We start from the raw sequence: 18,828 nt of genomic DNA on the forward strand, positions 1-18,828 counted from the left end.
CCCCTCTTTTTTCAGTTAGCCGGGCTACGCCTGGCCACCCAGGATGTCCATAGTGATCGAGAATCTCCGCAACATCGCCATCATCGCCCACGTTGACCACGGTAAGACCACGCTGGTTGACAAGCTTCTGCGCCAGTCTGGCACCCTTGAGCGGAACGAGCTCGACACTGAGCGCTTGATGGACTCCAACGACCAGGAAAAAGAACGCGGCATTACTATTCTGGCCAAGAACACCGCCATCAACTGGCATGACCATCACATCAACATCGTTGATACCCCCGGCCACGCCGATTTCGGTGGTGAGGTAGAGCGCGTGATGTCGATGGTTGACTCGGTGCTGCTCCTGGTTGACGCGGTTGACGGCCCGATGCCGCAAACCCGCTTCGTGACCCAGAAAGCCTTCCAGGCTGGCCTGCGTCCGATCGTGGTCGTGAACAAGGTAGACCGCCCCGGTGCCCGTCCTGATTGGGTCGTAGATCAGATGTTTGATCTGTTCGACAACCTCGGTGCGACCGAAGAGCAGTTGGATTTCCCCATCGTGTTCGCTTCGGCGATCAATGGCATCGCCGGTCTGGCACATGATGATCTGGCCGAAGATCTGACACCCCTGTTTCAAGCTATCGTCGACAACGTGCCACCGCCGGCCGTTGACCGTGATGGTCCGTTCCAGATGCAGATCTCCGCACTGGACTACAACAGCTTCCTTGGCGTGATCGGTGTGGGTCGTATTGCCCGCGGCCGGGTCAAGGCAAACACCCCAGTGGTTGCCATTGACGTTGATGGCAAGCGCCGCAACGGTCGTATTCTCAAGCTGATGGGTCACCACGGCCTGCACCGCATTGACGTTGACGAAGCCGCCGCCGGCGATATCGTCTGCGTCAGCGGTTTTGACCAACTTTTCATCTCTGACACCCTGTGTGATCCGCTGAACGTTGAAGCCATGACCCCGCTGTCCGTTGACGAGCCGACCGTGAGCATGACCTTCCAGGTCAACGACTCCCCGTTCTGCGGCAAGGAAGGCAAGTTCGTCACCAGCCGGAACATCAAGGAGCGTCTGGACAAGGAGCTGCTGTACAACGTGGCTCTGCGTGTGGAAGAAGGCGACAGCGCTGACAAGTTCAAGGTGTCCGGTCGCGGCGAGCTGCACCTGTCCGTACTGATCGAAACCATGCGCCGTGAAGGGTTTGAAATGGCCGTAGGCCGTCCTGAAGTCATCATCCGTGAGATCGATGGCGAGAAGCAGGAGCCCTTCGAGAACGTCACCATCGACCTGGAAGAGCAACACCAGGGCGCGATGATGGAGCAGATGGGTCTGCGCAAGGGCGACCTGACCAACATGGTTCCGGATGGCAAGGGTCGTGTACGCCTGGAATACACTATCCCGGCACGTGGCCTGATCGGTTTCCGCAACCAGTTCCTGACCCTGACCTCCGGCTCGGGCATCATCACCAGCATCTTCAGCCACTACGGGCCGATCAAGTCCGGTGAAATGTTCGGTCGCCAGAACGGCGTACTGGTCTCCGTTGCTACCGGCAAGGCGCTGACCTACTCGCTGGAAACCCTGCAGGCACGTGGCAAGCTGTTCCTGGGTCATGGTGACGAGGTCTACGAAGGTATGTTGGTCGGCATCAACAGCCGTGACAACGACATGGGTGTTAACCCGACCAAGGGCAAGAAACTCGACAACATGCGCGCCTCGGGCAAGGACGAAACTATCGCCCTGGTCCCGCCGATTCGCTTCACCCTGGAGCAGGCGCTGGAGTTTATTGAAGACGACGAGCTGGCAGAAATCACGCCCAAGTCGATCCGTCTGCGCAAGAAGTTGCTCAGCGAGAACGAGCGTAAGCGCTCCAACAAGTAATCGGCTACATCTGTATTAAAAAACCCGCCCTTGTAGGCGGGTTTTTTATTGCTCTGATATCGGGGCGTCGGCTAATGGCTACTGCCGACCGTTTAACGCGCGTTTTGCACCTCGAACCCCTGAATGACCTGGTCGAGGTCATCTTCCATCAGTTCTCGCAAACGGGTTTCATACTGGTCTGCGGCCTCGGCCAGATCCACGACAATTTCCACTCGGCGGTTCAATGCGCGGGTTTCCGGCCATTCGTTGCTGGCTCGGGGCCGAGTGTCGGCATAACCCTGAACCTTGAGGCGTTGAGCTTCTACTGCGCCGGTTGCGAGCAGGGCATTGGCGACTGACGAGGCCCGCGCTGCGGATAGATCCCAGTTGGAGTTGAAGCGTGCGGTATTGATCGGTACGTCGTCGGTGTGGCCTTCGACGGTTATCTCACCCGGTAACTGACTGATGACTTCAGAAATTTTGAACAGAATATCCTCGAAGTCTTCAGTCATGACGGCCGAGCCCGATTGAAATGAGCCCCGCTCTTCGATCCGTATAATAACGCGCTTGCGGTCCTGTTCAAGCTGCAGGCGGCCTTCGGTCAGTTCCTGTTCCAATACATTCTTGATGGCTTCCAGGTTGACCTGAATTTGCTTCTCGGTTGTTGATGCGACCTGTTCCTGGAGGTCCGCCTCCATTTCTGCCCTCAGGGTGTCTATCTGCGGCAGTTCCTCGGTGGTTTGCTGCCGGACCTGATCTATCGGTGTGGGCTCGGGCTTGCCGGGTGAAAAGTTGTCGAAAATCGGACTGGTACCCATGGGGATCTCGAGTGCAGGCACGTCTCGCTGCACACCGAATGCCTTGCTCAATTCCCCGGCGATCTGCTTGAACTTCATGGCATCTATTTCAGAGAAAGACAGCAATAATACAAAGAAGCACATCAGCAGGGACATCAGGTCGGCGAAGGTCACGACCCAGGCGGGGATACCGGGTTTATCCTCTTCTTCTGGCAGCTCCATCAGGCTTCTCCGGGCTCGCCGGCGGTCTTGCCCCGCTTGTCGGGTGGGAGATAGCTGGCCAACAACTGTTCAACAATACGCGGGTTGGTGCCCTCCTGGATTGCCAGAACGGCGTCGATCCAGAGGCTCTGCATGCGCGCTTCCTCTGTCATTCGCAAGGACAGTTTATCGGCGATGGGATTACATATCATGGTGGCCAACATTGCGCCGTAAAGGGTTGTCAGCAGCGCTACTGCCATGGCAGGACCGATCGACTTGGGATCTTCCATATTCGACAACATCTGCACCAGGCCCACCAGGGTGCCGATCATGCCCATGGCGGGTCCTACATCGCCCAGAGCGGTAAACACTTTTGCGCCCCAGCGGTTGCGGTCCAGGGTTAACACCCGCTCCTTTTCGAGGATGGCTCTCACGGTTTCCTGCGGATGCCCATCAATCAACAGCTGAATGCCGCTTTTAAGAAAAGGGTTGTTGATTTCCTGGTCTTCGAGGGCCAGCAGGCCCTGCTTGCGAGCGACAGTCGAGAGGGCGACGAGCTCCGCAATACTGGCTTCGGTGTCGGGCAGGCGAAACTTGAAGGCTCGGCCGGCGACTTTGAATGCGCCGAAACACTGGGCAAAGCTGAACTTGGCCAGGACTACGAGCAGACTGCCGCCCAATACGATCAGTAGCGAGGGAACGTTCATAAATACCAGCGGGGATGCGCCAAGGGCAACAGCCGAGCCTATGATTCCCAGTGCGCCTAACAAGCCTACTAAAGTAGCTAAGTCCAAGAAAAACCTCCTTGTAGAAATAATGGCGCAGCAGTTGGGCGCAATGGCATGCGAATTCTAAGGCAATCACACCTTGCATTCCACAAACTAGCAGAGGGTAGCCCCCCTTTAGACCCCGATATAGACACATCCTGGAACAATATAGGGATCCTGTGGAGGCTGGCTTCCACTGTGCGGAATACATCGGTTCCGTCAGCGGCTCACTTCCGGGCGAAGAGAGACGGCCGGTGATCGCTGTGGATTTTTTCTTTCTGGCATTGGTTGGCAACTCTGAGGTTTTTCGGTTGGCAGTCACTCATGGGTATCGCAGTCTTGCCCACTGGTTACCCCCGTGATGAGTCGAGAGCCCGGGTGCAGCTTGATGCCCGGTCAGTGAAAAGGATGTCACCATGCGTCACATTATTCTGTTCTGCATCTGTTTTGTTGTATCAATCGTGGCATATGCCGCCATGGCGTCGGGTCCAGCCCATCAACCCATGCTGGCTGGCATTTATCCTGGCACCGCACCCGTTACTGAATACTGGGTCAGTGAAAAGCTTGACGGTGTGCGTGGTCATTGGGATGGCACGGCCCTCTGGACCCGAGGCGGCAATCGCATCAATGCGCCCATCTGGTTCACGCGGGGCTGGCCCGAGACGCCTATGGATGGCGAACTATGGATCAGCCGTGCACGATTTGATCAGGTCAGCGCCATAGTGCGCACCGCCGAACCGGATGAGACCGACTGGCAGAAGATCAATTTCATGGTATTCGATCTACCCGCGCACCGCGGAGAGTTCAGCCAGAGAGTGCTTGCCATGCGCCGCATCACAGCTTACGCCATACCATGGCTGCAACCGATCAGACAATTCAGGGTCGAGGGCGTCGAAGACCTGGATCGGCGCCTGGATAGACTGGTAGGAGCAGGAGGGGAAGGCTTGATGCTCCATCACCAGGAAGCTCTGTATTCAGCTGGACGCAGTCAGGGTCTGCTCAAGTACAAACTGCATGAAGATGCCGAGGCGCAAGTTGTGGGCTACACCAGAGGTCAGGGTAAATATGCCGGTATGGTGGGCGCGCTGGAAGTGGAAAGCGAGGACGGCAGGCGATTTCGTCTTGGCAGTGGGTTGAGCGACGATGACAGACTGCAACCGCCCCCTTTAGGTAGTTGGGTCACGTATCGTTTCAACGGGCTCACTTCAACCGGCCTACCGCGCTTTGCGCGGTTTGTACGTGTGCGCATGGAGTCCATTACGCCAGATTGAAGGTGGCGAGTTCGCCACGAGATCCAGCCACGGAACCGAATTGAAGAAATACGCTCCAATAAAGCAACGGAACTGCATTCATTCGGCAAGACATGGAGTAGTGCAGATTTCGGGAAGAGACGCAGTGGCATAACCACGGCGATATTTGCTTCACTCTTTTGAAGCGTTGGATAAGGAGCATGTTATGAGCCTGGAAATTAAATCGATTTTGCTGGGTATGGCCTTGCTGTTCGGTGTGGTTGGCTGCAACACCATGGAAGGCGCAGGAGAGGACATCGAAAGAGGTGGCGAAGCCATACAGGAAGGTGCTCGAGGCTGATTATTGCCTGGCGTCAGTGAAAGCTGGAACCGGTTGACTGGTCCCAGCTTTTTTTAAGTCTGCAGCATCCCGTCGAGCTCAATCAGCAAATAGATCAACGGTCCTGGAGATCTTCCAGCATCGCCAGAGCCACAGCTTCCGCAACCTTGATACCATCCACTCCGGCCGAGAGAATCCCCCCTGCATAGCCGGCTCCTTCCCCGGCAGGGTAAAGCCCTCGCGTATTAATGCTTTGCAGCGACAGGTTATCGCGCTTGATGCGTATCGGTGACGAGGTGCGGGTCTCGATGCCAGTCAGGATCGCATCCTGCCGATCAAAGCCACGAATCTGCTTGCCGAAAGCGGGTAGAGCCTCGCGTACGGCTTCGATCACATAGGCGGGCAGTGCCGAGGCCAGATCCCCCAGCAGAACACCGGGCTTGTAGGATGGCTCCACTTCGCCAAATTCAGTGGAGGCCTTACCGCGAATGAAATCTCCCACCAATTGCCCGGGTGCACAATAGTCATGACCGCCGAGCTCGAACGCGTGGGATTCCAGTTTTTCCTGCAATTCGACACCTGCCAGGGGGCCGCCAGGAAAGTCTGCTTCGGGCGTTATACCGACAACAATACCCGCGTTGGCATTGCGCTCATTGCGCGAATACTGGCTCATACCGTTGGTAACAACCCGGTTGGGTTCGGAAGTAGCCGCTACGACGGTACCTCCGGGGCACATGCAGAAGCTGTAAACCGCTCGGCCGTTTTTCGCATGGTGGACCAGCTTGTAGTCAGCTGCGCCGAGTTCCGGATGACCGGCGTATTTACCCAGGCGCGCTTTGTCGACCATCGATTGCGGATGCTCGATCCTGAAGCCTATTGCGAAGGGCTTGGCTTCGATATAGACGTCCCGCGCGTGGAGCATGCGGAAGGTATCACGGGCGCTGTGACCCAAGGCAAGTACAACGTAGCGGCTGCGTAGTTGCTCGCCATTTGCCAGTGTGACACCTTCGATCCGCCCATCCTCGATCAGAAAATCGGTGACCCGGCTATCGAAACGTACTTCACCACCCCGTTCACGAATCTCTTCGCGCATGGTCGAGACAACGCCGGTCAGCCTGAAGGTGCCTATGTGCGGCTTGCTGACGTACATGATCTCCGCCGGTGCACCGGCGCGCACAAACTCGTGCATGACTTTGCGGCCGTAGAACTTGGGATCCTTGATCTGGCTATACAATTTCCCATCGGAAAACAGCCCGGCGCCGCCCTCACCAAACTGCACATTGGACTCGGGAGTCAGCACCTTGTTGCGCCACAGTGCCCAGGTATCCTTGGTGCGCGTACGCACATCCTTGCCGCGTTCCAGCACGATGGGCTTGAAGCCCATCTGCGCCAGACTCAGTGCAGCAAACAGGCCGCAGGGCCCGAACCCAATTACCAGGGGGCGCTCGCTCAGGTTGGCTGGTGCCTGCGCCACCGGGTAATAAGCGGTATCCGGGGCGGGACGGACATTGCGGTCCTGGGCGAAGCGCGCCAGTACCTTCGCCTCGTCACGCACCTGGGCATCAATGATGTACACGAACGTAATTTCACTGTTCTTCTTGCGCGCATCGTAGCTGCGTTTGAATACGGTGAAATCGGTCAGGTCGGTATCGCCGAGGTTGAGCCGTGCAAGGACGGCCTTGCGCAGGGCGTCGACAGGATGGTCGAGGGGGAGCTGCAGTTCGTTGATACGGATCATGGTGGGTCCTGGCCGGTGTCTCCGGCAGAGGGCCAGAGCGACCGGTTGGCGTTGGCCAGCGGGTCGCCCGGGGAAATCAGTCTGGGCGCACATTGTAGCGGTGCACGCCCGGGCTGTCATGCGCTCCTGCGGCCAGCAGGACTACTGGTTGCTCTCCGGTTCCAGCTTGTCCTGTGTACGTGTCTGGAAGTCGCTGGCGTCGTGTCGCTCGTGCAGTTGCTCGCGCGGGTCACCCCAGGCCCGGTTAACCATGCGTCCGCGCTGGACCGCGTCGCGCTCCTCCAGCTCCTGAGTCCAGCGTAATACATTCTTGTAGGTGTGGGTCTGCAGGAATTCGGCGGCCTCGTAGACCTTGTTGGTTACCAGGGCGCCGTACCAGGGCCAGATGGCCATGTCTGCAATGCTGTACTGGTCACCGGTAATGAACTGGCGGCTGGCCAATTGGCGATCAAGCACGTCGAGCTGGCGTTTGACTTCCATCGCATAGCGATTGATCGGGTATTCGTACTTTTCCGGTGCGTAGGCATAAAAATGACCAAAACCACCGCCCAACATGGGTGCGCTGCCCATCTGCCAGAATAACCAGGACAGGCATTCAGCCCGCTCGGCGGGTTCGGTGGGCACAAAAGCGCCAAACTTCTCAGCCAGATACAACAGAATTGCGCCGGACTCGAATACGCGAATGGCCGGATCGCTGCTGCGATCGAGCAAGGCTGGAATCTTGGAGTTGGGGTTGACGCTGACAAACCCGCTGCTGAACTGGTCACCCTCGGTGATTCTAATCAGGTGGGCGTCATATTCGGCGCCTTCAAAGCCCTTTGCCAGCAGCTCCTCGAGCATGATGGTGACTTTAACCCCGTTGGGGGTAGCAAGCGAATACAGCTGGAGGGGATGTTTGCCAACGGGCAACTCTTTGTCATGTGTAGGGCCGGCAACCGGACGATTGATACTGGCGAACCTGCCGCCGCTTTCGGCGTCCCAGGTCCACACCCGTGGCGGTGTGTAAGTTGGATCAGTCATGTCTGTGGTCTCCTGCAGGGGCGGCGCGACCCGCGCGCGGTGCATTCATAGTAGGCCAGGTCAGACCCCGCACGCACAAACGAGTTGTATTGTGAATGTGCAGCGACAGGTGTCAGGATTGTTTCTCTACCCATTTGTCACCGAGCTTCTCGTACTTTTGCTTCACAGCTGACCAGGCCACCTTGTGAGCCACCGTTTCCCGGTCGTCGTCTCCCTTGCGCTCGCGTGGGTCTTCATATTGCTTCCAGGCGTTATCGAATGCTTCCTTGTAGATTTCCTGCGCATGCCTGGGCAGGCTGTTCCTCACGCTGTCGGGCAACTCCGAAATGCTGTCGTAGGGCATGTGACCTCCGTTTTTGCAATGCGCGAGCATGGCTTGGCTGTACCTGAAGCTTCGACCGCGCCGGAGGTGACATGTTTCCTGTAGTGCCGTAACTCAGTCCTGTATCTCGCTGATCTGCACCTGTGCATTGATGTCGGTGTAGTTGGGAATATCTTCGGCAAACTTTTTGGCGTTGGGTGCGAAGGCCTGCTGAAAGCTATCCAGGCTGTCGAAATACAAATTGGCTATGGCCACGAAAGGCGCCTGTGCACCGGGTGTCCCGCCCGCCACGCCTTTCTCTACTTCCGCCTTGAGACAGGCCGCGCCGAGCGCGCCGGTTACCATTGGCATATGTGAATGCAGGTAGTACTGCATGTCGAAACGGGCATTGGGGCTGTTGGGATACATCACGCTTGCCTTGATCATGGTACGTCTCCAGATGAGTATGTAATCAAGGTAGCTCAGGGCATGTCTGGAGGCGAACGGTAATTGCGTCAGCCAATGCGCTATTTACTGTATGAATCAGGTGGGATGCATTGCGCGGGTGCCTGGAAACATCTTGAAATGGCTAACCATAAGGTTAAAATATCTCCAGTTGACCATCAGGTGACAGAGCCTGATCGCAGCGCCACAGCATCCAGGAAGCACTACCGACATGAAGTCGCTGGCATCAAGAAGTAGTCAGTTGTTGTTGAAGGTCTTTCGGACAAGGAACGATTCCGGAACCTCGACAGGATCCGGGTCAGAAGAAACGGAGCACAACCCATGACTTTTCCCAAGCCGACACTACTTGCCACCCTCATCAGTACCGCCGTCGCCAGTACCACACTGCATGCCGCATCCTCGTTGGATATGGTCGTTGCCATTGATGAATCGGGCTCCATGTCCGGTGAGCACAATGCGTTTATCGGCACCTACGTAAAGAATCTCGATAGTCTGCTAAATGACCAGAACGTGACCCTCAACCAGTTTGGTCTGGTGGGTTTCGGCGCCAGCAGCAGTCAATCTGCAACCACCAACGAAGCAGGTCGAGAAACGGGCACGGCGCTGTATCGTCATTTCAATCTCAATAGTGGGGCCAGCCCGCTTTGGGGTAGCGCAGCCGAGTTTGATGCGATAACCCCCGAGCTCAGAACCAGTGGTGGCACAGAGGATGGCTACCGGGCTATCGATTACTTGTACCGGTATTTCCAGTTTCGTCCGACGGCAGGTTCATCGATCATGTTGATCACAGACGAAGACCGTGACAACGATACCTTTGACCTGGACTTGAACAACCTGCCCACGGGCATGACCGAGATCGACAAGAACTACATTCAGGATCAGCTCGCGCAATACAAAACCGTGGTCCATGCGGTAGTCAGCCAACGCTTCACGGACAAGGATGGCAACACGGCCATCGCTGTTGTGGGTAGCGATCCTGATACTGGCTATGCCTACGTGAAAGACAGTTCGGGCGTCATTACCAAGGTGCAGGGTTATATATTGGCGTCGGCCGACGGAACTACGGAAACGGATTACACCGAGTTGGCGCTGCTCAGTGGTGGCACCGCTATGGATATTGACGGGCTGCGCAGCGTCTACACCGATGCGGCTGCGCTGGCAGCGCTCAGTGGCGAGTTGGCCAAGCTGGTAGCGGACATTGCAGTGGGTCAGGTGCCTGTTGTGGGCATTGACTGTAATGCGGCCACAGGTATTGCTGCTCAGATATGTTCTGCTATCGCCGGCTCGAGCAATACCCAGCTCCAGCAGATTGGACAGCAGATCAATAATCCGCAGCAATATCGCCAGTTGAGTCAGTACCAGGTCAATCAGATGCTGCAGACCGCTGTTTCCAATGCGCGCAACGTGCGCAGAGTGGTACTCGGTCGCCTGGCCGATTTGCGTCGCAGCGGTATGGCCACCACCGACATCAATGTGATGGATTATTCCAATGGCAACATTGCCCTGTCTGCCGATATGACTGAGCAGTTGCAATATGCCCGGGGTGGCGCTGCCTCGGCGGATCGCGGTGACGTAGGTTACTTTATCCGCGGTATCTATACCCGCGGCGATTACGAAGACACTGCAGAGGCCAACGGTTTTGATTCCACCACCTACACCTTTGTGGCAGGTGTCGATAAATTTATCAGCGATGCAACGCAGATTGGTGCGGCCATCGCCTACGCGGCTTCCGATTCGGATTTTTCTGGTGCCCGCGGGGGGACAGAGGCTGATACCTACGGCATAACCGCCTATGCTTCCCATGAACTGGGTCAGGATTTTTATCTGGAAGGCAACCTGGGATTCAGTCGGGCGAACTTTGATACCGATCGCGATACCGGTTTCGGCATGGTCGAGGGCAAGACCAAAGGCGACATCTGGAACCTCTCTGCCGGGGTTATCAAGTCCTACCCGATGAATGCATTAGTGCTCGAACCCTTCGCCTACCTTCATTACACCGACGTATCTGTGGATGGCTTTACCGAAAAAGGTGGCGCGGCTGCGCTGCGGGTTGGGCACAGCAGCTTCGACTCCCTGGTCTCCGAGCTCGGCTTCACCGCAGCCTATCAGCTCAGCGATAGCGTTACCGGTGATTTGCGCCTGGCATGGGAACACGAGTTTGAGAACTCCGGCACGTCGGTAGCCTCATCCTTTGTGAGCGCCCCTGGCAATGTGTTTGACAGCAAGACGCCTTCACAGAGTTCCAACTATGGACGCGTGGGTCTGGGGCTAACTAAGGCAATGGCCTATGACCGCAGTATCGCTTTGCGCGGAGAGACTCTGGTAGGGCATGATCGCTACGATGAGTACTCCATTGAAGTACGCTTCCGTCAGAATTTCTGACCCTGGCTTAAGTGCAGCAGGTTTGCTTTGCGTGTGAGTAAGCGTGCGGTGAAGGGGCTGGCCGCCTTGCGGCCGGCCCTTTTTGCATTTCTTTCGAGCGCTGTGCTGTTGACAGGCTGTGCGTCGACATCCGGCGGCCCCGACGCCCAGGCAAGCCAATCTGGTTTGAATAATCTTGTACTCATGGGTGGCCCTTTCACCTTGCAGGCCTTTGACCGTGCAGGGCCTCAATCCCATGCTCATGTGTTCATAGAGGGTGATGGTCGGCCCTGGCGGGCCGGCGGCAGGGTGGTTTCCGAGGATCCTACCCCCAAGCGTCTGCTGGCGCTGGGATGGATGCGTGAGGTTCCGGGCCCGGTGCTTTATCTGGGTCGCCCCTGTTATTTCACAACGGAAGCAAACCCATCCTGCGATCCACTCCTGTGGACCTATGGCCGCTACTCGGAGCTTGTGGTGCAAAGCATGGCAGCAGGGCTGCAGGATTGGTTGCGCCATCGACCGCATATCACTTCGGTGACATTGGTTGGGCACTCAGGGGGCGGGGTGTTGGCCCTGTTGCTGGCTGAGGGTGTGCCGGTGGTGAATGAAGTGGTCGCCGTCTCGACCCCGGTAGATATTGATGTCTGGACCGGCATGCATCGCTATACACCCCTGTTTGCCTCTCTAAATCCCGCGCGGCAGCAAAGCTGGAGGAAGGGCGTGCTGCGTCGGTTGTACTTTGGTCAGAATGACCGCCAGGTCCCCCCAGAGGCTTTTATACGGGCTGCCCGGGATTTGCCGGGCGCCATGGTCAGGGTTGTGGAGGGTGCTGACCATGACTGCTGTGGGCCGTCAGTATGGCTTGCACCCAGGCAGTTGGATGCCGCTCACTCATCCCGGCCCGGAGGCTCTTGACCGGGCGTGTGATGCTTCCCATGCGCCCTGAACCAATAACGTTTCGCGATGCTGCCCAGTACCAGTAACACACCGAGTATGAAGAGGGGTAGGAGGGCTTTGAACTCCAATGCTTCTTCGGCCTGGGTAGCTGACACCATGCCATGCACTGTATGCGCGTAAACGGACCATTTGACGGTCAGGCCGAGAATCGCAGCACTGACGAAGGTGATCAGCCGCAACCTCAGCATGCCTGCTGCAAGATTGATCAGCGAGTGGGGGACCCCAGGCATTATTCTCAATGCGCACTGGGTCAATAAGTCGCTGCGCCTGGTCAGCAGTTGCAGTAACCGACTCGAAATGTCTTCGACATGCCACGCATGGCCCAGCCCCATACCCAGGCGGTAGGCTCCCAGAGCACCGCCAACACTGCCCAGCAATAACATGCAAACGCTCAATAACAGGGGGTGAAAGGGGGCAATTATCCAGAAGCAAAGGCTGCCGGGCAGACCGAAAGTCATCAGCGCGGCCATCAGCAGGACAACGCCGAGCATGGCCAGCGGGTGCCCCGAAACCCGCGCCCCCCATTCCCACAGTTCGGCAATGGTCAAGGGTGACAGCCAGCCCGCTATGAACAGTAGCGTAATGATACCGGCGACCAGGGTAGCTTTTTGACGACGGGAAAATCTGGGCACGTGGCTCCAAACTGCGGCTGAAAAAATTAACTATGACATATGACGACGCCATTACATTCTCAAGGTCGACCATTAATGCGGGGAGAGCTTGAATTTCTCAAGACGCCGGGCTTGAGTATGCCGAATACAGGGTTGAGCGGATGCGCTGGCCAGCCTCCCCGGCTATAGTGTCGCTTCTGCCGTCAGTTAACGGTTCAATGATAAAAAGGATATTGCGATGCTGGTTCTGGTGATAGGTCTGCTGGTGTTTCTTGGGGTGCATTCCACCCGCATGTTTGCTCCACAGTGGCGCGCGACAACCATCGACAAAAAGGGGCTGGGGCTGTGGAAGGGGCTGTATTCCGTTGTCGCCGTCATTGGTCTGATCATGATCATCTGGGGTTATGGTCAGGCACGACTGGACCCCGTCCTGTTATGGGTGCCACCTGTATGGACCCGCCATCTGGCCGCGCTGCTGACAATCCCCGCGTTTATTCTGCTGGTTGCTACTTACGTGCCCCACACCCATATCAAGGCGCGGGTCGGGCACCCGATGTTGTTAGGGGTCAAGTTCTGGGCTGTTGCCCACTTGCTGGCCAATGGCATGCTGGCTGACCTGTTGCTGTTTGGCGGATTCCTCGCCTGGGCAGTACCGCTCTACATTGTCTCGCGCAAGCGCGACCGCATGGCTGGTGTGCGTTATCCCAAGGGGCAGATCAGCCGGGACGCGATCACGGTAGTGGTTGGTCTGGCGCTCTGGGTCGTGTTTGCGTTGTGGCTGCATGGCATGTTGATTGGTGTGAAGCCATTTGGCGTCTGAGCCGGATGACATAATGTCTGCCGGGAAGTAATGTTGTATGGGTAATACGCCGGCTCACCTTGCTGGCGTTGTCACCCAGGAGTTGGCCCCGCGGGGCTGTCATTCAGGCCAGGAGCCTTCGCCATGCAGCTGTTGTACCCCGAGATCAAGCCCCACGCCCGGCACGAAATAACAGTACAGGCACCACATGTCCTGTACGCAGACGAGAGCGGTCAGCACGCTGAAGGGTTGCCCGTCGTGTTTATTCACGGAGGACCAGGCGCCGGGTGCGATAGCTTGAGCCGGCGCTTTTTCGATCCTTCAGTCTATCGGATCATTACCTTTGATCAGCGCGGTTCTGGACGTTCGACGCCCCATGCCAGTCTGGAAAACAACACCACGCAACATCTTATCGAGGACCTTGAGGTGCTGCGCGAGCATCTGGGGATCGAAAAGTGGGTGCTCTTTGGTGGTTCCTGGGGATCGACGCTGGCGCTGGCCTATGCCCAAGCCCATCCGGATCGGGTAATGGGCATGATCCTGCGGGGCATTTTCCTGTGCCGCGATCAGGATATTCAATGGTTTTATCAGAAGGGTGCGAGCCATATCTTCCCGGACTATTGGGAGGATTATGTTTCGATGATTCCAGAGGCCGAGCGCGGTGACATGGTAGCTGCCTACTACCGGCGGCTGACCGGAGACGACGAGATCTGTCGCATGCATGCTGCCAAGGCCTGGTCATTGTGGGAGGGCCGTTGCGCTACACTCAGGCCCAGTCCGCAGGTGGTGGACAGGTTCAGTGACGCACGGCGCGCCTACGCGATTGCACGCATCGAGTGTCATTACTTCGTCAATCACGCTTTCCTGGCACCGGATCAGTTACTGGATAACATGCACCGTATCGCCCACATTCCCGGAATTATCGTGCATGGCCGGTACGACATGGTCTGCCCGTTGGACAACGCTTACAGCCTGCATCACAAATGGCCCGGCAGTGAACTGCAGATTATCCGTGACGCCGGTCATGCGGCCTCGGAAACCGGCATCGCTGATGCGCTGGTCAGAGCCAGTGAAACCCTGTCGCGGCAGCTGCTGGGTCTTCCTCCGCGGGTGGAGTAGCGGGTGAAAGCCTTATTGCAGAGGGTCAGTAGCGCCCGTGTCGAAGTGGTCGGGGAAATCCTAGGGTCGATCGACAGGGGGTTGCTGGTGCTGGTGGGCGTGGAGCCCGAGGACAACCAGGCCGCGGCCGACAAGCTGCTTAAGAGACTGCTGGATTACCGGGTATTCAGCGATCCGGAAGGCCGTATGAATCTGTCGCTGCGGGACATTGATGGCGGGTTGCTGCTGGTGTCGCAGTTCACCCTGGCGGCTGATACCCGTAAGGGCCTGCGTCCGGGGTTCTCCACCGCCGCCCCCCCGGAGCAGGCGGCTGCGCTGTTCGATTATCTCCTCGAGCGCGCCCGGACTCAGCATGCGGTTGTCGCCAGCGGCCGCTTTGGAGCGGACATGCAGGTGCATCTGGTCAATGATGGTCCGGTTACTTTCCTCCTCGAGGTCTAACTGCTGGCGCTCAGTTTTTCCTCCACGAAGTCCAGGCGATCCTGGCCGAAAAACATCTCGCCATCGATAAAAATCGTAGGGGCACCAAACACGCCGCGACGCACGGCCTCTTCAGTTGTCTCCTTCAGCCCCTGCTTCACCTTCGGATCGCTGAGGCGTTCCATTAACTCTGAAGGATCAAAGTCCGCGGCTGCCAGAACCTTGCCTACCACTTCGGGTTGCCCCATATCCTGCTCGTCTACCCACATCGCGGTGAACACAGCGGTCAGATAAGGTTGCAGCTGATCTGTTTCGCGCAGGGCTTCGGCTCCACGCATCAGCTGCAGGGTGTTGATCGGGAAATAGGGATTGTGGTTTAGCGTGACGCCATAGCGGCGAGCAAAACGTTGGAAGTCGAGACGTGTATAGGCGCCCTTGGCTTCGATGCTGGCTGGGGACTGGTTACCTGTCGCCTGAAATACGCCGCCCAGTAACATGGGACGATAGACCAGGGTCGCGTCATGACGCTTGGCCAGGGCGGCAAGTTGTGTCCAGGCCAGATAACTGGCAGGACTGCCGACATCAAAGAAGAACTCGATCTGTTTGCTCATGTGGGTATCTCCAGTCAGGTGGTGCGGTCAGATGCTGGTCAAAAGGTTTCCATCCACGGGCGCAGATCCAGTTCATGGGTCCAGGCGTCGCGGGGCTGGCGATGCAGTTGCCAGTACTGCTCGGCTATATGCTCCGGGTCGAGAATGCCGTCCTGGTCCTTCAGTGCATAGCGCTCGGGAAAGGTATCGCGGATGAAAGCGGTGTCGATAGCTCCGTCGATGATCGGGTGAGCAACGTGGATCCCCTGTGGGCCCAGCTCCCTGGCCATGCTTTGAGCCAGTGCACGCAGGGCGAATTTGGCGCTGGCAAAGGCTGCGAACCCGCTTGATCCGCGTAATGACGCGGTGGCGCCAGTGAAGATGATCGTGCCCCGGCTGCGCGGTAGCATGACTCTGGCTGCTTCACGACCAGTCAGAAATCCGGCCAAGGCAGCCATTTCCCACACCTTGCGGTAAACGCGCTCGGTGGTTTCGGTAATCGAAAATCGTACATTGGCGCCGATGTTGAATACCACCACTTCGATCTGGCCGACATCGCTCTCGATATGCTCGAACAAGTCGACCATCTGTTCCTCGATGCGGGCGTCACAGCCGAAGGGGTGGGCAGTACCACCCGTGGCGCGGATTTCAGCCACCAGTGGGTCCAGTTGGTCCCGGTTGCGGCGGGTTACGCATAAGGTGTAGCCCTCACGGGCAAAGCGTTTGGCAACGGCGCTACCCGTAGCGTCGCCGGCGCCGATAATCAGCGCAACAGGTGATCTGGACATCGGTCTTTCCTCTTGGGTTCTTTTTTGGAACTAACTCTATAGTCAGTTTCTTTTTGGAACCTGTCAAGCTACTCTTGGTGTGACTGTTTTCGAGGATAGACCATGCGATGGGAAGAACTGGACCAGCAGCCATGTTCGCTGGCGCGCACCCTAGCGGTGATCGGCGACAAGTGGACGCTGCTCGTACTGCGTGATTGTTTTCTCGGTGTTCGCCGCTTTGACGAGTTTGAACAACGTCTGGGCATCACCCGACATCTGTTGGCGGGACGCCTGAAAAAGCTCGTGGAGCATGGTGTGTTGACCAAAGTGGCTTACCAGCAACGTCCGCTGCGTGAAGAGTATCGCCTGACCGAGAAAGGGCTGGATCTGCATCCGGCGATGCTTGCGCTGGTGTCCTGGGGGGATCGGCATATGGCGGACGAGCGGGGGGCTCCGGTGCTGCATGTCCACAAGGGTTGCGGCAAGGTGATGCACCCAGTAATTGTCTGTTCTGAATGCGGCGAAACGGTGGGCGCGCGGGATGTAAGAGTTGAGGCCGGTGCGGGTTGGGCGGAGGAAGCTCAACTACCCCGCCAGGCCTGATGACAGCTATGCAACCACATCGCTAATGGGCGTTCAGAAGAGTCTTCCAATCAGGGCTGTAACGGCGGTTTCGACTCGAAGGATTCGCTCGCCAAGCTGCACTGGTTGCAGTCCGGCCTCCAGCAGTTTGTCTAGCTCATAGGGAATCCAGCCGCCCTCTGGTCCTATGGCCAGGGTAACCTGGCGGGTAACCTGGTGGGGGCAGGGCGCGTAATCGCCAGGGTGTGCAACCAGCCCGAGGGAGCCAGCTGCGATTGCCGGAAGCTGATCCTCCACGAAGGGTTTGAACCGCTTTTCGATACGTACACGGGGCAGTACCGTGTCGCGTGCCTGCTCCAGACCCAGAATCAGGTTCTGCTCGATCTGCCCCGCTTGCAGAAAGGGGGTCTGCCAGAAGCTTTTTTCCACCCGGTAGCTGTTGAGCAGAACGATCTCGGGCACGCCGAGGGTCGCGCAATGTTGAAGAATACGCCGGAACATCTTGGGACGGGGCATGGCCAGCAGCAAGGTCAGGGCTAGCTTGGTCGGGGGCGGCTGGTGGAAGCTGACTTGCAGTTCCGCGCTTTTTTCATTCAGGCGTAGTATGCGCCCCTGGCCCATCAGTCCGCCGAGGCGGCCCACCCGGATACTGTCGCCCTCTTGCGCCTGGAGCACGTCTCTTATCTGCTGCAGGCGGCGATCACCTAGCAGTACCCGGTCATCGGAAAGAAAGTCGGCTTCCTGCACGAGGACCAGGTTCATGCTTCAGGTTGGTCTTCCGGGGGGTGCTCGGCCTGCGTACGCTTCTTGATGAGCATGCTGAAGAGAATGCCGAGCTCATAGAGCAGCCACATCGGGATTGCCAGCAGCGCCTGGGAGATCACATCGGGTGGAGTCAGAACCATACCGATAATGAAGCAGCCGACCACCACATAGGGCCGAATCTCCCTCAGCTTGGCTACGTCGACCACTCCGGCCAGAACCAGCAGAATGGTGGCAATCGGGATCTCGAAGGACAGGCCGAATGCCATGAACAGCGTCAGTACGAAATCCAGATACTTGTTGATATCGGTCATTACCGCCACGCCCGCCGGCGCGGTGCTGGTAAAAAAGCCGAACACGAGAGGGAAAACAACGAAATACGCGAACGCCATGCCTGAGTAGAAGAGCACGATGCTGGAGGCGAGCAGCGGGACCGCCAGGCGTTTTTCGTGTTTGTAGAGCCCTGGTGCGATGAAGCTCCAGAATTGATGGAGAATGAATGGCATGGCCAGAAAGAGCGCGCTCACCAGCGCCAGTTTGAATGGCGTGAGAAAAGGTGACGCCACGTCTGTGGCGATCATGCTGGTGCCTTCCGGGAGGAATACCCGCAGAGGCTCGGATATGAACGTGTAGAGATCGTTGGCAAAGTAGAACAGGCCAGCGAAAATCAGCAGCCAGATGCCGACAATGCGCAGCAGGCGGGAGCGCAACTCGGTTAAGTGCGCGACCAGGGGCATATCTTCGGCCAGTTGACTGGGTGTGCGTTTATCCGTCATTGCGAGGTTTTTGCTGGGTGGCGGCACTGGCGTCTACGTCTTTTTGGTCGGTGTTCTGGCCGGAGGGCTCAGCTGAAGTAGCAGTTTCCTCCTGTTCCGTGACAGCCGGATGACGGCTGGATTTGACGTTTGATGCGGGTGGGCTTGTCTCCTTGGCCTGTTTTTCAAGGTTGCCCATCACGCGCTCGTTGTGCAGTTGCTGACGTATCTCATCCGCCCCGATTTCGCGCTCCACCTGAGATTTTACGTCGGCAAAGCCACGCTTGATGCGGCCGATAGTCAGGCCAACCATGCGCACAGCGCCAGGCAGCCGCTCAGGTCCGAGCACCAGCAGGGCGATAATGCCGATAATCAGCAATTCGAAGAATCCAACGTCAAACATGGAC

Annotated in this window: 21 protein-coding genes; 9 read left to right on the top strand and 12 right to left on the bottom strand. The window is 57.5% G+C overall.

From position 1 onward, the window contains the following. Positions 1–52: 52 nt before the first annotated feature. The gene (typA, locus tag FZF01_RS03200; protein WP_150276635.1) at positions 53–1,861 is read left to right on the top strand and encodes a translational GTPase TypA; all 1,809 of its coding nucleotides are present in this window, start codon (positions 53–55) and stop codon (positions 1,859–1,861) included. Positions 1,862–1,953: 92 nt separating this feature from the next. Here typA and FZF01_RS03205 read toward each other — a convergent pair whose 3' ends face one another. Both FZF01_RS03205 and pomA read right to left on the bottom strand, forming a co-directional pair. After that, positions 1,954–2,859, bottom strand: coding sequence for a flagellar motor protein MotB (locus tag FZF01_RS03205; RefSeq protein ID WP_150276636.1), 906 nt, complete (start codon positions 2,857–2,859; stop codon positions 1,954–1,956). After that, complete coding sequence (pomA, locus tag FZF01_RS03210) at positions 2,859–3,632, bottom strand: flagellar motor protein PomA (RefSeq protein WP_150276637.1); 774 nt, start codon at positions 3,630–3,632, stop codon at positions 2,859–2,861. Before pomA ends, FZF01_RS03205 begins: the two co-directional genes overlap by 1 nt. Positions 3,633–4,021: 389 nt before the next feature. Here pomA and FZF01_RS03215 point away from each other — a divergent pair, with 389 nt between their 5' ends. Both FZF01_RS03215 and FZF01_RS03220 read left to right on the top strand, forming a co-directional pair. Continuing rightward, positions 4,022–4,876 (top strand): DNA ligase, encoded by an 855-nt coding sequence (locus FZF01_RS03215; RefSeq protein ID WP_150276638.1) that lies wholly within the window; start codon positions 4,022–4,024, stop codon positions 4,874–4,876. Positions 4,877–5,060: 184 nt separating this feature from the next. After that, a complete protein-coding gene (locus FZF01_RS03220; protein WP_150276639.1) occupies positions 5,061–5,195 on the top strand; it encodes an entericidin A/B family lipoprotein in 135 nt (44 codons plus the stop codon). Between the two features lie 94 nt (positions 5,196–5,289). On the opposite strand, the gene FZF01_RS03225 is transcribed toward FZF01_RS03220, so the two are convergent. From FZF01_RS03225 to FZF01_RS03240, 4 genes are all read right to left on the bottom strand, one after another. Continuing rightward, positions 5,290–6,912 carry an NAD(P)/FAD-dependent oxidoreductase gene (locus tag FZF01_RS03225; protein WP_150276640.1) on the bottom strand — a complete coding sequence of 541 codons (1,623 nt, stop codon included), beginning with the start codon at positions 6,910–6,912 and terminating at the stop codon, positions 5,290–5,292. 141 nt (positions 6,913–7,053) lie between these two features. Then, a complete protein-coding gene (yghU, locus tag FZF01_RS03230) occupies positions 7,054–7,932 on the bottom strand; it encodes a glutathione-dependent disulfide-bond oxidoreductase (protein ID WP_150276641.1) in 879 nt (292 codons plus the stop codon). Between the two features lie 112 nt (positions 7,933–8,044). Then, the gene (locus FZF01_RS03235) at positions 8,045–8,275 is read right to left on the bottom strand and encodes a ChaB family protein (protein WP_150276642.1); all 231 of its coding nucleotides are present in this window, start codon (positions 8,273–8,275) and stop codon (positions 8,045–8,047) included. Positions 8,276–8,368: 93 nt separating this feature from the next. After that, entirely contained in the window at positions 8,369–8,680 is a 312-nt protein-coding gene (locus tag FZF01_RS03240; protein WP_150276643.1) for an EthD family reductase, read from the bottom strand. Positions 8,681–9,019: 339 nt separating this feature from the next. On the opposite strand from FZF01_RS03240, the gene FZF01_RS03245 reads away from it, so the two are divergent. Continuing rightward, positions 9,020–11,080, top strand: coding sequence for an autotransporter family protein (locus tag FZF01_RS03245; protein ID WP_150276644.1), 2,061 nt, complete (start codon positions 9,020–9,022; stop codon positions 11,078–11,080). Between the two features lie 33 nt (positions 11,081–11,113). Further along, positions 11,114–11,974, top strand: coding sequence for a PGAP1-like alpha/beta domain-containing protein (locus tag FZF01_RS03250; RefSeq protein ID WP_150276645.1), 861 nt, complete (start codon positions 11,114–11,116; stop codon positions 11,972–11,974). Here FZF01_RS03250 and FZF01_RS03255 read toward each other — a convergent pair. After that, complete coding sequence (locus FZF01_RS03255) at positions 11,947–12,648, bottom strand: TVP38/TMEM64 family protein (RefSeq protein WP_150276646.1); 702 nt, start codon at positions 12,646–12,648, stop codon at positions 11,947–11,949. The genes FZF01_RS03250 and FZF01_RS03255 overlap by 28 nt on opposite strands. Positions 12,649–12,865: 217 nt before the next feature. Here FZF01_RS03255 and FZF01_RS03260 point away from each other — a divergent pair, with 217 nt between their 5' ends. The 3 genes from FZF01_RS03260 (at position 12,866) to dtd (ending at position 14,986) form a co-directional block, all read left to right on the top strand. Next, a complete protein-coding gene (locus tag FZF01_RS03260; protein WP_150276647.1) occupies positions 12,866–13,447 on the top strand; it encodes an NnrU family protein in 582 nt (193 codons plus the stop codon). Between the two features lie 123 nt (positions 13,448–13,570). Further along, positions 13,571–14,545 (top strand): prolyl aminopeptidase, encoded by a 975-nt coding sequence (gene pip / locus FZF01_RS03265; RefSeq protein WP_150276648.1) that lies wholly within the window; start codon positions 13,571–13,573, stop codon positions 14,543–14,545. Positions 14,546–14,548: 3 nt separating this feature from the next. Beyond that, positions 14,549–14,986, top strand: a complete 438-nt coding sequence (dtd, locus tag FZF01_RS03270; RefSeq protein WP_150276649.1) for a D-aminoacyl-tRNA deacylase — start codon at positions 14,549–14,551, stop codon at positions 14,984–14,986. Here the strand turns inward: dtd and FZF01_RS03275 are convergent. Together FZF01_RS03275 and FZF01_RS03280 are read right to left on the bottom strand one after the other, a co-directional pair. Beyond that, positions 14,983–15,576, bottom strand: coding sequence for a 2-hydroxychromene-2-carboxylate isomerase (locus tag FZF01_RS03275; RefSeq protein WP_150276650.1), 594 nt, complete (start codon positions 15,574–15,576; stop codon positions 14,983–14,985). The genes dtd and FZF01_RS03275 overlap by 4 nt on opposite strands. 38 nt (positions 15,577–15,614) lie before the next feature. Then, a complete protein-coding gene (locus tag FZF01_RS03280) occupies positions 15,615–16,343 on the bottom strand; it encodes an SDR family oxidoreductase (RefSeq protein ID WP_150276651.1) in 729 nt (242 codons plus the stop codon). Positions 16,344–16,445: 102 nt separating this feature from the next. Between FZF01_RS03280 and FZF01_RS03285 the strand changes: the two genes are divergently transcribed. Then, positions 16,446–16,925, top strand: coding sequence for a winged helix-turn-helix transcriptional regulator (locus tag FZF01_RS03285; protein ID WP_150276652.1), 480 nt, complete (start codon positions 16,446–16,448; stop codon positions 16,923–16,925). A 33-nt stretch (positions 16,926–16,958) separates the two neighbouring features. Here FZF01_RS03285 and FZF01_RS03290 read toward each other — a convergent pair whose 3' ends face one another. Genes FZF01_RS03290 through tatB form a run of 3 tightly spaced genes read right to left on the bottom strand, consistent with a single transcriptional unit; the run spans position 16,959 to position 18,824 of the window. After that, entirely contained in the window at positions 16,959–17,666 is a 708-nt protein-coding gene (locus FZF01_RS03290) for a 16S rRNA (uracil(1498)-N(3))-methyltransferase (protein WP_150276653.1), read from the bottom strand. Continuing rightward, positions 17,663–18,442 (bottom strand): twin-arginine translocase subunit TatC, encoded by a 780-nt coding sequence (tatC, locus tag FZF01_RS03295; protein WP_195809120.1) that lies wholly within the window; start codon positions 18,440–18,442, stop codon positions 17,663–17,665. Before tatC ends, FZF01_RS03290 begins: the two co-directional genes overlap by 4 nt. After that, complete coding sequence (tatB, locus tag FZF01_RS03300; RefSeq protein WP_150276654.1) at positions 18,432–18,824, bottom strand: Sec-independent protein translocase protein TatB; 393 nt, start codon at positions 18,822–18,824, stop codon at positions 18,432–18,434. Before tatB ends, tatC begins: the two co-directional genes overlap by 11 nt. Positions 18,825–18,828 lie beyond the last annotated feature (4 nt).

This window comes from Halopseudomonas salina, assembly GCF_008641105.1.